The sequence below is a fragment of the Pectobacterium aroidearum genome (assembly GCF_015689195.1).
GTDB classification, from domain to species: Bacteria; Pseudomonadota; Gammaproteobacteria; order Enterobacterales; family Enterobacteriaceae; genus Pectobacterium; species Pectobacterium aroidearum.
Window position 1 is genome coordinate 3,976,673 of the sequence record NZ_CP065044.1, and the last position, 13,377, is coordinate 3,990,049.

At 49.8% G+C, this 13,377-nt stretch carries 13 protein-coding genes; 8 read left to right on the forward strand and 5 right to left on the reverse strand.

From position 1 onward, the window contains the following. The first annotated feature begins 10 nt into the window (after positions 1 to 10). The 3 genes from I2D83_RS17760 to I2D83_RS17770 are packed head-to-tail and all read left to right on the forward strand — an operon-like array spanning position 11 to position 2,409. Positions 11 to 760, forward strand: a complete 750-nt coding sequence (locus I2D83_RS17760) for a fimbrial biogenesis chaperone (RefSeq protein WP_205947023.1) — start codon at positions 11 to 13, stop codon at positions 758 to 760. A gap of 17 nt (positions 761 to 777) precedes the next feature. Continuing rightward, complete coding sequence (locus I2D83_RS17765; RefSeq protein ID WP_205947024.1) at positions 778 to 1,812, forward strand: hypothetical protein; 1,035 nt, start codon at positions 778 to 780, stop codon at positions 1,810 to 1,812. Positions 1,813 to 1,839: 27 nt separating this feature from the next. Further along, on the forward strand, positions 1,840 to 2,409 hold the full coding sequence (locus I2D83_RS17770) for a fimbrial protein (protein WP_181829800.1): 570 nt from the start codon (positions 1,840 to 1,842) through the stop codon (positions 2,407 to 2,409). Positions 2,410 to 2,516: 107 nt separating this feature from the next. Here the strand turns inward: I2D83_RS17770 and I2D83_RS17775 are convergent, their stop codons facing one another. The 4 genes from I2D83_RS17775 to I2D83_RS17790 form a co-directional block, all read right to left on the reverse strand. Beyond that, the gene (locus tag I2D83_RS17775; protein ID WP_180778144.1) at positions 2,517 to 3,008 is read right to left on the reverse strand and encodes a DUF2569 domain-containing protein; all 492 of its coding nucleotides are present in this window, start codon (positions 3,006 to 3,008) and stop codon (positions 2,517 to 2,519) included. 97 nt (positions 3,009 to 3,105) lie between these two features. After that, the gene (locus tag I2D83_RS17780) at positions 3,106 to 3,411 is read right to left on the reverse strand and encodes an AAA family ATPase (protein WP_225181431.1); all 306 of its coding nucleotides are present in this window, start codon (positions 3,409 to 3,411) and stop codon (positions 3,106 to 3,108) included. Between the two features lie 196 nt (positions 3,412 to 3,607). After that, positions 3,608 to 5,851 (reverse strand): ferric-rhodotorulic acid/ferric-coprogen receptor FhuE, encoded by a 2,244-nt coding sequence (fhuE, locus tag I2D83_RS17785; RefSeq protein ID WP_181846950.1) that lies wholly within the window; start codon positions 5,849 to 5,851, stop codon positions 3,608 to 3,610. A gap of 207 nt (positions 5,852 to 6,058) precedes the next feature. After that, positions 6,059 to 6,412 carry a LysR family transcriptional regulator gene (locus I2D83_RS17790; protein WP_228483978.1) on the reverse strand — a complete coding sequence of 118 codons (354 nt, stop codon included), beginning with the start codon at positions 6,410 to 6,412 and terminating at the stop codon, positions 6,059 to 6,061. A gap of 544 nt (positions 6,413 to 6,956) precedes the next feature. On the opposite strand from I2D83_RS17790, the gene I2D83_RS17795 reads away from it, so the two are divergent. The 4 genes from I2D83_RS17795 to I2D83_RS17810 all read left to right on the forward strand — a co-directional run bounded on the left by I2D83_RS17795 (position 6,957) and on the right by I2D83_RS17810 (position 11,540). Further along, entirely contained in the window at positions 6,957 to 7,370 is a 414-nt protein-coding gene (locus I2D83_RS17795; RefSeq protein WP_181846952.1) for a GNAT family N-acetyltransferase, read from the forward strand. A 29-nt stretch (positions 7,371 to 7,399) separates the two neighbouring features. Then, positions 7,400 to 8,089 carry a helix-turn-helix transcriptional regulator gene (locus I2D83_RS17800; RefSeq protein WP_205947025.1) on the forward strand — a complete coding sequence of 230 codons (690 nt, stop codon included), beginning with the start codon at positions 7,400 to 7,402 and terminating at the stop codon, positions 8,087 to 8,089. Positions 8,090 to 8,103: 14 nt separating this feature from the next. Then, on the forward strand, positions 8,104 to 9,420 hold the full coding sequence (locus I2D83_RS17805; protein ID WP_205947026.1) for a cytosine permease: 1,317 nt from the start codon (positions 8,104 to 8,106) through the stop codon (positions 9,418 to 9,420). A gap of 248 nt (positions 9,421 to 9,668) precedes the next feature. After that, the gene (locus tag I2D83_RS17810) at positions 9,669 to 11,540 is read left to right on the forward strand and encodes an Svx/AvrXca family virulence/avirulence protein (protein ID WP_194431666.1); all 1,872 of its coding nucleotides are present in this window, start codon (positions 9,669 to 9,671) and stop codon (positions 11,538 to 11,540) included. Positions 11,541 to 11,648: 108 nt separating this feature from the next. Here I2D83_RS17810 and azuC read toward each other — a convergent pair whose 3' ends face one another. Next, on the reverse strand, positions 11,649 to 11,705 hold the full coding sequence (gene azuC, locus I2D83_RS22605; RefSeq protein WP_125176151.1) for a stress response protein AzuC: 57 nt from the start codon (positions 11,703 to 11,705) through the stop codon (positions 11,649 to 11,651). Between the two features lie 415 nt (positions 11,706 to 12,120). Between azuC and I2D83_RS17820 the strand changes: the two genes are divergently transcribed. Further along, positions 12,121 to 13,314 (forward strand): multidrug efflux MFS transporter, encoded by a 1,194-nt coding sequence (locus tag I2D83_RS17820; RefSeq protein WP_205947027.1) that lies wholly within the window; start codon positions 12,121 to 12,123, stop codon positions 13,312 to 13,314. Positions 13,315 to 13,377: the final 63 nt, after the last annotated feature.

Below are 13,377 nucleotides of genomic sequence, written 5' to 3' on the forward strand. Positions count from 1 at the left end.
AGAGTACGTTATGAAACACACCTTTTATCAGCGAGTCGCTGGATTCCTCATCGGCTGCCTGTTTTTGATGCCCTCAGCCTATAGCGCCCTGAGCCTCGATCGCACCCGCGTTATTTTTAACGACGAGGAACAATCCGCGACGGTCATGTTGATGAACCAAAACGCGGAGCATCCCTTTCTGGCACAGTCCTGGCTGACGGACGATCGTCACAATAAAGTGAACACGCCACTGATGGTGCTGCCGCCTCTACAGCGCATCGAAGCGAAAGGCTATAGCCTGATCCGTCTGGTCAAGACCGAGCAAATCAGCCAATTACCGGCCGACCGCGAATCGCTGTTCTACCTTAACGTCCGGGAAATTCCGCCCAAGACGGACAAGCCCAACGTATTGCAGATCGCCATTCAGTCTGAAATTAAGGTGTTCTTCCGCCCCCGCGGTGTCAAACCAGCCAAAGATGAAATATGGCAGGAAAAACTGACCATTCGAAAAACGGGAAACACCTTTCAGGTAGAAAACCCAACACCGTACTACATCACCGTCAGCGACATCCTGAAACAGCCTAAAGCGACACGCGCCAACCCGACCAGCCTGCTAAAGGGGAAAGCCTTTATGGTTGCGCCACGCTCAACCCTGCCGATTGCGGTGAATGACGGGGCGATCGATCGCTTCTATCTGTACTACGTCAACGACTACGGCGGCCATCTGGAACTGCCCTTTACCTGCGTACAAAACCAGTGCCAGCCCACAATCCATAAATAAACGACAGGGAACTCGCCATGTCTTGGTCAGCTATTCATCCACATCGCCATGTCGCCCTCTGCGCTTCGCTCTTTTTCGGCCTCACGGCGTTTAACGCCAGCGCGTTGGAATGCCGGCTGGGCACCGTGACTGGTCCGGTAAATGATTATGAGGATATCGGTACGCTAAAGATCCCTGCGACCTTGCCTATTGGCAGCCGCCTCTGGACATCAAAACCCTACACCCGCAGCCTGGCCTGCTGGGCATACCAATCCGTGCGCCCACAGGGTGAGATGTCCTACTTCTACCCCAATCCTGAAGGCAAGGTCATCAGTCAAGGCGTTGGGATTGGCATCATCTATAACGGACAGGATCTCGGTGTGATTACCAATGGCGGAACCACCGCATCCCGCGTGTCGACAGGACAGTGGATCCAGCCAGGTCCATCAGGTTCATCGCCGCCGTCCAACCCGAGCATGCTCAATGTCACGGTACAGCTCTATCTCGAAAAAACTGGGAATATTACCGATACCACGGCAGGCGTGGATTCGCTGCGCGTCTTCCAGATTGATGGTGAAGGAGGCATCAATAACAAACCCGACAGCAACTATGGGCTAAGCCTGTCAGGGCTACACGGCATCGACATAATGCAGTGCGCGGCGAAAATCAACGTCTCGCCCGACAGCTATGTCGATTTCGGTACGGTCAGAGCGTGGTCTGGCTCGGAAGCTAGCGCACTGGCGCAAACAGAATTCTACATCAACGTATCAACCGATGGAGGAGAAGACTGCGGCAAGGGATTCGATCTGGACATCAACTTTGATGCCTCTTCACGGGGAAATTCGCTCGTCGGGATAGACGGCATGAATATGGGAAATGGCTCCACGCTGAAGATAGAAGATATTCGCAGCGGCAATAACGTGGTGTTTAACCAGTTCATCGGTTTGGTTGACGGCCTGACAGCATCGAGCGGCGTGATTGAACGGCGCTATACGGCACGACTCTACGCCTCCGGCCCTGCGGTAATCGGCAACACCGAGAAAAACATAATCCTACGGTTTAATTATCATTAATCCGTCTTCCTACGCGAGATCGCAACGATGATAAAAAATAACACTATGGTCGTGAAAAGCAGGTCGCGCAGCACTCTGCTCGCTTTTACGTTTGGTATTATGGTGCTGCATTCCAGCGCCGCTTTCACACAGCAGATGACATCGCTGGACGAACATGAAATGACCTTCCACGTTTTAGTCGTCAACGCCGCTTGTAATGTGAGTACGGAGAGCAAGGCGATTGTGGTGGACATGAGAGAAGTCTCCGAGCGCTATTTGAAAGCCAATAGCTATGGCGACTGGCATGACTTCACGATTAACCTCACAGACTGCAATCTGGATACTTACCAAAACGTCACTATTCGCTTTTCAGGAAAAGAGGAGCCGCTGTTGCCCAAGCGGCTGGCGCTGGATACACCTTCCGGTGCCAAAGGTATCGCGGTTGGCATTTATCATGCGAACAAACTGGTCAGTATCAACAGCAGCACGGACAGCATTGTGCTGCAAAGCGGAGACAACACCATTCCTTTTTCGGCCCGCATCGAAAAGATACGCGACGATCTGATCAAGTCCGGTGATTTTATGGCAACGGCGAACTTCACCTTGAGCTATTTATAGCGGGTTGAGGGAAAAGTCGAGGCCGCCCCTGTTTTTTACCAAACACCGGCGGCACAAGCATTATTCACCCACGGCTAAAGTTACTTGTTAGCCGCTCCCCCTATTCGCTAGCGGCTAAAAACCAGCGGAATTCTTTTCGAGAACAGAAAATAGGGGATCCAGACGGCAATACCAAAGACCGCAGAGGAAATCGCACGGATATCACCAGTATCGAGCTTAGCATTAAACAAGTAAGCCGGTAGCACTGTCATATACCCCACCAGCAGCGCGCTAATGAAATAGTATGCCACCATCACATTCCGCGTGCGTTTTTTACGTCGGAAAAAGGTCATTGCGGTGAAAATTTCCAGTGCAAACATAGCACACAGGAAAAACACCAAGGCCAATGCGTAATAGCCGAGAAACCCAGTGTTCCTAAAATGAATAACCATCGCATTGATAATTTCGTACAACGAAAACGGCGTAGTAACGATAGAGAGAATAATCCCCAGCGCCGGGAGGTAGAGAATACCGTTAATCTTCTGTTGTTCTTGTTCTTCACATGTTGCGCACAGACCAGATTCTTTACGTGCGTCGTTATCACAGTTTAGGCACTTCATTTTCTGAACTCCCTGTAAAATGTTCCAAAAGAAAAAGACGGCTTCCCGTCTTGATATCACACGTCATTGTCGCTTACTCCCGAAGCGATGTTAACCTCTATTCCGCCATCAATTCACGCAGCATCCGTTCAGGGTGATTAAGGAAAGCACGTGTGACCTGATAGTGTTCCGTGTCCTCGTACGCGACCTGCTGTATTCCGTCTTCACCAAACTGAAAGATCGTGGCATCAGGATATGCCATCAGGATCGGAGAGTGAGTCGCGATAACAAACTGCGATCCTTCACGGATGAGATCGTGCATGCGGGCAATGGCAGCCAGTTGCCTGCTGGGCGACAGCGCGGCTTCCGGTTCGTCGAGTAGATAAATTCCCTCTTTACCAAAACGGTTGAGCAGCAACGCCATAAAGGATTCAGAGATTGTTCATGCAGCGAATGCCCGCCATAGGCATTAATCACTGGCGGGCAATGAGTGAAAATATCCTAGCATGCGGTAAAAGAAAAAACGCCCGTATCGCTGTGATACGGGCGCTATGCTGATTCCCGACAACGGTGCTTCACATCGTCGGGTCAGTCACTCACATCACTATCAGCGTACTGGATTAGAACGCATAGTTAACGGTCATCGAGACGCTACGCGGCGTGCCATACACGGCATAAGGCGCAAGATAGTCGTAGTACTCTTTATCAAACAGGTTGTTGATATTCGCCTGTACCGCCAACTGTTTGGTCACCTGATAGCGGCCAAACAGGTTAACCAACGCATAGCTACCCTGCTCGGCGCGCAGCGTAGTGTTTTGCGGGCCAGAGCCTTCCTGCCAGATGCCATTTTGCCAGTTCACGCCGCCGCCAACGGTTAAATCCGGCAACGTTGGCACTTGGTAACGGGTAAACAGCTTGAACGACGTGCGCGGCTGCTCTGGGTTGACCGACTTACCGTCCTGATCGTCAACAACATAGCGCGAACCACCAAACGTCATTTGCAGGTTGTCCGTCACCGCACCGTTCACTTCGAATTCGATCCCTTTGCTGACGACACCATCAACTGAACGATAGGCGAATTCTCCACCACCGCCCGGAATCGCGATCCCCGTTGATTGCCCCACATTATCCTGCTCAATACGGAAAACAGAGACCGACGCCGTCAGACGGCTGTTATACCAGTCCCCTTTAACACCGGTTTCGTAGTTTTTACCCGTCGTCGGAGACAGATATTTTTTATTAATATCTTTATACGTTTGCGGCTGGAAGATATCGGTATAGCTGGCATACGCTGACCAAGTATCGTCGATGTCATACACCAGACCAACATAAGGCGTCACGCGGTTGTTGCTGGTATCCCCCGTAGAACCGATGATGCTCCAGTCGGTATAACGCGCCCCCGCGATCAGGTGTAGCGGATCGGCCAGGGAGAAACGGGCTGAGGTATAAAGCGATTTTTGGCGCGTGGTTGAGTGCTCATAGTCCGCCCAAACTCCCCCCACAAAAGTTCCATTAACCCAAGATCCCCATGTCGGATCGGCAATGTTGCCATTCCAGTTATAGTAATTGCCCATATCTGTCGGGCTGATCGTGGCTTGCGTGTTATAGAACTGGCTACGCTGTCGACTGTAGCTGCCACCTATCACCAGCTCATGCTGGCGTCCCAGTAACTCGAACGGACCAGAGGCGTAAGTATCAATCGCATCAACTTTACGAGTGCCCTTATTCCATCCACCGTAAGCACCGACATTAGAGCCATACGGATCGACAAGTAGCCCGGTATCTTTATCCGGGAAACCGTTGGCATACATCAGCTTGGAATCGAAGTTGGTTTCGCCATGTGTTCCGTTCATACGCACCTGCCAACCGTTATCAAAACGCTGAGTCAGATCGGCAAAGATTTTTTTCGACGTTTTATCGGAGTAGCTCCAGTTTGGTGCAGAGTTAAATTTGCGCCCAAAATTCGTCGGGCTACCATCGGTAAACCATGTTGGCAACCCACCCCAAGTTGGGCTATCCGTGTTGTGTTCCTGATAGTCATAGCCAAGCGACAGCGTGGTGGAATCGGTGACATCGGCATCGATCACGCCATAGAGGAATTTTTTGCGGCTGTGGTAACGATCGAGCCAGGTGTCATTATCCTGATAACCCGTAACCACACGCCCACGCACGTTGCCAGACTCCGTCAGCGGCGCAGACAAATCGGCCACCATCCGCTGTTTATCCCACGAGCCGTAGCTGCCGGATACCGAGCCTTTAAATTCGCGACTGTCCGCATGCTTGCGCACCATGTTCACCGCCGCAGAAGGGTTACCTGTTCCGGTCATTAGCCCGGTCGCCCCGCGTACTACCTCGATACGATCGTAGATTGCCGTGTCTGAGCCAGAATCACCAAAATCCCAGATTTCATTAACGACCGTCGGAATACCATCGAACAGGTAATTAGTGATACGGAAGCCGCGAGCGAAATACGTTACACGCTCGGAGTCGATAATTTTAGAGGACACACCCGTCGTATTCGCCATCACCTCACCAATCGTTTCAAGGTTCTGATCTTCGATACGCTGCTGGCTGATAATGCTCACCGACTGCGGGATATCACGCGGCGTCAGCGTCATCTTCGTTCCGGCGTTAGTCACTTTCACGCTGTAATCCTGCGGAGCACTCGCCTCCGCATTAGCGTTGGCGTTCGCACTGACAACCAGCGTATCGCCTGAGGCGGGATTTTCTTCGGCAGCAGCCTGAGCAGGCAGGAAAGAGGCTGAAATCAACAGGGCGAGAAGAGAGACTCCGAATGGTTTTGCTCCGGCCAGCGAAGAATCACAAACGCGCGTTTTTCCGGCGCGAGTAACTCTAAAAGACATGGTATATCCTCGGTTAACTGATGGTGATTTTGGCGAGATGCTGAGGCGTTTCTTGTCAACATTTGCACAGAAAGGTAAATGATAACTATACGCATTATTATTGTCATTTCAATGAAAGGATTAATTCACTTAAAATACAACTAGATAAAAAAGAACAAATCACCACACCGTTAACAAGGCATGTTACAAAAAGAACATCCGAGGCATTTACAATAGACCGGCCAACCCAAGGACAGCCAGCGGCAGTGCAACGCCTGCGAGCAATGTCTGAACCGCAATGATGCCCGCCATCAGCGGTGCATCACCACCCTCGCCTAATTCGGCGGCAATGCCGTCATACTGCGCAAGAATGTCCCGCGCCTGCTCCACCGCACGATGTCCGGCTTCCGTGAGTACCGGAACGCGACGTGAGCGATCGAAAAGTAACACGTTGAAGTCTTCTTCCAGGCTGCGAACATGCAGGCTGACGGCAGATTGCGTCAGGCACACGGCTTCAGCTGCGCGGGCAAACGATCCATACTGAGCAATCGCGACTAACGTGCGTAAAGCTTTTAACGACATGCAACCCACTCTCCGGCCTATGCGTGAATAAAAAACATGAATAGAAAAAATGGCGCGCGAGTGCGCGTTCCGCCAGAACTACGCCATGAGAAGAATTAGCCATGCTATGGCAGGCAAAGGCATGACAGGCAATAACAATGTCGCCTTTTTACACAGGTTGCAACATGTGCTGGCGGAGGAGATGAGCAGGAGAGAAACGCCAGCGAAACGGTAATATGTTTCGCTGACATAAACCGGGCTGGCGATAAGTTAATCAAGGAGAAAAATAGATGAGTAACTTACTCATAAAAAACATATTTTTCGACAAAACGTACGTTTTCATTATAAATTATCTGGTATTTTCCCTGGTGAGGCAAATACGTACTGACTTTCTGATTTTTACCAACATTCAATCAATGAATATCAGATTATGTTTTTTATCATAGAACGATACAGCAACCTAAGAACGGGTGAAATCCACTCTTGCCTAAACATGCTTGATATGGTAAGGAAGCATTAATATTAGAAGTATAATTTAGCGTGCTAATAATGAGGTCTTATTGTAATGAATCTAAATATTACTAACACACCAGATTCAGATGAAGAAGAATTTGTAATAGCAAGTCTTTGGAAACACAATGAACAGTTCGATGCTGTTGATATTTCCCCCTTATTTTTAAATTTCAAAGATGATGAAAATAATATTATCGCAGGGCTAATATCCAGAACCTGGTGGGGTGCATTAGAAGTTCAATATCTTTGGGTTAGTGAGAAGCATCGTAAAAGTGGGCTTGGCCGTCAACTCATGCAGGCTGCTGAAAAAGAAGCATTAAATCGTGGCTGTCATTTGGCTTACGTGGACACATTCGAGTTTCAGGCCAAAGGATTCTACGAAAAACTGGGATACAGAGAATATGGAAACCTGCCGGGATATGCGCACAAGCATACTCGACATTACTTAGCCAAATTGATCCGTTGAATTAATTCCAGCCTATTAAGGAGGGCAGGATGCCATCATCACAAGAAAACATGACTGATTATATTCGCAATCTGATTATTATGATGGAGTGTTTAAATGAACCATGGGGTATTAAAGACTTATCATCACGCCATGTTTATATGAATAAAGCCGCTTACCTTTATACCAATACGCCAATGCGTTTTGATATTGAAGGACGGCTAGATGATGAATTTCCTGCCAGCTGGGCGGAGCTTTCTGACGATCTAAAAGAACATGACAGGCTTACAGAGAATAGTGAACAGAGAGTTACTGTCATCGAAACACATTATTGGTATGGAAAGAAAACGCTGACCCCCTTTGTCAGCGAAAAGATCCCCATCTTTGATGAAAATAAGCTCTGCATTGGTACAATATGGAATGCCAGACCTCTGGATACGCGGTCTCCGCTTATATATATAGACCAAAAGAAGCCAACCACGTTGCAAACGGACTTAACGACCAGCATATTCACGAAATCAGAGTTAGATATTATATTCCTGATATTGCAGCGACTTTCAAATAAAGAAATCGCCAGAAAAATGAACGTATCACCAAAAACAATAGAGAACAGAATATATAATATGTATCAAAAGGCAGAAGCACATTCTTTACCTCAATTTGAGGAATTTTGTCGCCATCTTGGAATCGATGGTTATATACCTAACTCTCTCATCGAGAAAGGCATTCAATTTATATAAGAGAACATATCCATATGGAAAAAATAGATGATTACCCCGTCAGCCGTGTTCCGCTGAGTGTCCGGCTGCCTTTTTTAAATGTGGCATTAGTCCACATCGGCATGTTAACTGCCCTGGACCAGTTTATGTTAGGTGCAGTACTCGGCCATTCCATGACGCTAAGCCAGGCATTTCTCGCCATCTTTATTGGTAGCGCCATTTTTGGTGTGGTGACCGTGGGACTGGGCTACGCGGGAATGAAAGAAGGTATGTCCGGCAGCCTGCTCGCACGCTGGTGCGGATTTGGCCGTATAGGTTCCGTCCTGATTGGGCTGGTCATCGCCGTTAGCCTCATCGGCTGGTTCGGCGTCCAGAATGCCGTATTCGCCAAAGCGCTCAATTTCGCAATGGCAGATAAACTCGGTTTTAGCTGGTCCGCCGCCCTGTCCGGCATTGCGCTGACGCTGCTGGTTGCCTTTGGTTTCAGGGCATTACGCTTCACAGCCAAAATTGCCGTACCGATGTTTGTTATTGTCGTCGGCTATATTTCGATCATGACGCTCTCCGGTCACAATATTGCTGAACTGATCGCCTCGGCACCTAACGGCGCGGCGATTTCGATTAGCGCAGGGGCGACGATGGTCGTAGGCGGCTGCATCGTCGCCAGCTTAATTACGCCTGATATGACGCGCTATTCCCAAACAGGAAAACACGTTTTCTGGATGACGATGCTGTCGATTATCGTCGGGGAATTTATTGTGAATGGCCTTGCCATCATTATCGCCCGCGCGCTCAATACCGCAGACGTTGTGACGATCATGTCCCAGGCGGCTGGTGGCATCGGGCTGATTGCCGTCATATTTTCGACATTGAGAGTGAACGATATCAACCTGTATTCTTCCTCTTTAGGAATCGCCAATGCCATAGAAGGCGTCACGGGGAAAAAATTACGCTATGTCTCGATCACGCTGGTGATTGGCCTCATTGGCACCCTGCTTTCCGTCGCCGGTATTCTGGATCGCTTTATCGATTTCCTGACGCTATTAGGCGTGCTGTTCCCCCCAATTATCGGCGTGATGCTGGTTGATTATTATATTTTACGAACCCACAGGGCGCTGCTCGATGCCAGTCGTGCCGAAGGTCAATTACCTGACAGCGCACAAACACCGCTGATTGGCTGGCCTGCTATTATTGCCAGCATTGTCGGTGCTATCGTTGGATTAGCCTTTGAGTGGGGCGTACCGGCGTTTAATTCGATACTGGCAGCCAGCCTGATTTATTGGATAATAAAGCATTACACCAATAACCATGTGTATTTTAGGAAACCAGAGCATAACAAAAATTTAAAATGAAATAGGTAACAAGATAAAATTCATCTATAATCCAATCGGCCTCTTTTCATAGAGGCCGATATATTTTTACTTAAGCAAATTAGCTCCTGAATAATTCAAGCTGCATTCAGGCGGTGACGCTCAGGCAGTTTGAAGCATGACGGATATAGGCCATGATGGCCTTGGGATGGGCCTTATCTATCAACGAGAAATTCCCTCTCGCGAAATAATAAGGCTGATTAGCAATATTCATGCTAGGAAAAGGATTTATGCCAAAAATAAAAACACTTCTCACGCCATTAAACTGTCTGCTTGTTTTAAGCGGTGCCTTAATGGTCAATACGGCAAACGCCGCCGAGGCTTGTGTCGCGGGTAACTGGCAGGTGGATAATATTGTCAATGATATGCCACCAGTGAAATACCAGACTGAGCACTTTGCCTTACGTTGGAATAATAACGACGTTAATCTTAATGATGCTATTTCTGCCGGACAGAAGCTGGAAAAAATTTGGGATAAGTATATTAACCAAATTCAATTCCCCGAGCCTTATTGCAAGCAGACGGTCAAATATAAGGCCAGCATCCATATCGATCCTACTTTTGGGTTGAACGGCGGTATTATTCCGAGCAGCGGTAACATGGGGATGTGGATTTCCCCTCCAGCCCTTAAAGAAATTGGCGGATTAGCACACGAATTCGCCCATGCGCTGCAAGGGCAAACCGGTGGTTTCCAGAGTCAAGGCGGCGATAACTATGTTGGCTGGATTTGGGAGTCGCACGCTGACTGGATGTCCAATCAGTTAGATGAATTGCGCAGTACATCAGCTTTATGCTCAGAAATGCTGGTCAACTATCCGCATCTCTATCTGGGGTCAACACGCGACCGTTATTGTAACTGGCAGTTTATGGAATATCTGAAGAATCGCTTTGGCTATGGCATCATCAACGATATGTGGTCAAAAGCGCCAAAATCAGGTGACAGTACCCAATCTACCGTCGATCCTTTCTCGGTATTGCGTACTAACATGGGGTGGAGCCAGTCTGAATTCAACGATGTTTTCGGCGACTGGGCGATGCACAACGTTAACTGGGATTATATCGATCCAGACGGTTTTGACCGCGGCCGTGTTTACCGTTCAATCTACGGCGGCTATGGTGCGGTACAACCCTCGCTCAGCAATGCCGATCGCCTGCTGAGAACCACAACGCTTGAACCCGTTGTCGGTGCCAGCGCTAACCTGCGACGCTTCTCCGTACCGTTCGATCAAGCTCCGCAACAACTGGGCTACAACATCGTTCGGCTAATCCCGGAAAGCGGCGCGACGAAAATCACCGTCAAATTCCGCGGTATGGTCCAAAGCAAACCTGCGATTACCCGTTTCCCGGGGCTGAAGAACGACCCATCAACCATACCACAGCCTAATTCCGACTGGCGCTGGGGGATTGTTGCTATCGGTGCGGACGGCGTTTCTCGCTACAGTGAACTACAACGCGGCGCGTCTGCCACGGTGAAAAACTTCACTATCCGTCAGGACGATCGCGGCATTTACATGGTGGTCATGGGGACACCGTCGCAAATGCAGAAGATCAAGTGGGATCAGGCTTACTACTCTCTGTATCGCTACCCGTGGATGGCAGATTTCACCGGCGTCTGGCCGGAAGGTAGTCAGCCAGGCGCACCGAATCCAACCGATAACGGCTCTCGCCATCCAAACGGCGGTGGCTGGGTTTCCAACGCCGCAAATGTCGCTCCTACTGCGTACGTTGGGCCTTATGCTCGCGTCATCGGAGGGACCGTGAGGGATAACGCTAGAATTGAAGATCGAGCGACGATCCTTAACGGAACGGTAGAAGGACGCGCAGTTGTTAGCGGCCTAACAGTGTTACAAGGTAATACCGTTGTACGTGATAACGCGCGACTGCATACGATCTTCAAGGGGCCAGGCGCCTTTGAACATGGGATCGTTCTGTCAGGCAATGCACAAATGCGTGGAGATGCAGAAATTCGCGGCGTTTCCGCGTCGCAGGGTGTGTTCTATGGCTTTATTGATGGAAATGAAGTCAAAAGCAGCGCAGCCGGTGCTTACCTGACCGAAGCCGTGCCAGAAGTGACGGCCGTTCCGGTCTACAGCACGAAGTAATATCACCACAAAAAGGGGAACCGGCTCAGAACCATGTTACGTCGGTTCTCGGATCCCCATAAATACACAGGCCGCCATGATGGCGGCCTGTTTGCATAGCACAGATTCTTAGAATAGTGCGCCAGGCGGCACGTCTTTATAAGTATTCAGGTAAGCCGCCAGCATTTTTTTAAAGAAGTTACGCACTTTTTTCACCTTGGTTTTACTTAGCTCGTTATTCTAATGACGCGATGGGATTGCTCTTGTCTTACTGGCAGCGACCTGCCTTATGGCGATGAATTGTACAAGCCTTGTTGAGCAAAAGCCAATTTTTTGTGATGAACATCACACAACGAAATTCACCGACACTCTTTCTCCAACCCGCGCACTACTCACGCTGATTTTCTTTTGTTGCGAATCATTACCCTCAGTGACCAATACGCCATGAGCTATGCTATGCTCATGATGAAAGACGAAATTTTAGTCACTGCACGTTATTAATTGAGCGCTATTCACTGTCAGCTAGCACACTTTTCTTCACGCGCAGTCACCACGGTTTCGCCATTGGTTATTCGCTGATGAAGGCTCGTTCCGACCCCCCATGGAAACCTGGAAACTTAACCTCTTCTCTGCCTGGCTGGGATGCTTTTTCACCGGGCTGGCCATGAGCCAGATATTGCCCTTCCTGCCACTGTACATTGAGCAGCTTGGCGTTAATTCGCACGAGTCACTAAGTCTGTGGTCCGGTTTGATCTTCAGCTCGTCTTTTCTGATCTCTGCCATCGTTGCGCCACTGTGGGGAAGCCTCGCCGACCGTAAAGGCCGCAAGCTCATGCTGCTGCGCGCCGCACTCGGTATGGCGATCGTGATGTCGTTGCAAGGGCTGGCAACCAACGTGTGGCACTTGTTCATCCTGCGCTCGCTCATGGGGCTGACCTCTGGATACATTCCCAATGCAATGGCGCTGATCGCCTCGCAGGTTCCGCGTGAAAAAAGCGGCTGGGCGCTGGGCATGTTATCGACCGGGCAGATCGCCGGCGTCATTCTCGGCCCCTTATTCGGCGGCTTTATGGCCGACTACATCGGGCTACGCATCGTCTTTTTCATCACCGGCGGCATGCTGTTTACCAGCTTCCTGATTACGCTTTTCGCGATTAAAGAAAGCGTGGTTAAAGTCACCAAAGAGAATCGACTCAGCGGGAAAGCCGTCTTTGCTTCCCTGCCGTATCCGGCACTGATTATCTGTCTGTTTATTACGACGATGATGATCCAGATGGCGAACGGCTCCATCAGCCCTATTCTAACGCTGTTCATCCGCGATCTGACGCCCGGCACGGACAACATTGCCTTTATCAGCGGCGTGATTGCCGCCATTCCCGGCGTATCCGCTCTGCTATCTGCACCGCGTCTGGGTCGTTTAGGTGACCGGATCGGCGCACACCGCGTCCTGATCGCCGCACTGGCGATCAGCGTACTACTGTTCCTCGTCATGGCAGCGGTACAAAGCCCCACCCAACTCGGTATCCTGCGCTTTATGTTGGGCTTTGCCGATGGCGCGCTGATGCCAACCGTACAGGCGCTATTAGTCAAATACAGTAGCCAGCAGGTAACAGGCCGAATCTTCGGCTATAACCAGTCATTTATGTATCTGGGTAACGTACTGGGGCCGCTAGTCGGTTCCGGTGTGTCCGCCATGATGGGATTCCGCTGGGTTTTCATCGTCACCGCCTTCCTGGTGCTGTGCAACACGCTACAGCTCTTTTTCGCCTTCAGGAAACCACGCGGAAAAGGATAGCTCCCCCTCCCTAAGCAACGATATGCCATGAAAATCGCATCTTTCCTTGCAAAATCAGGAGTG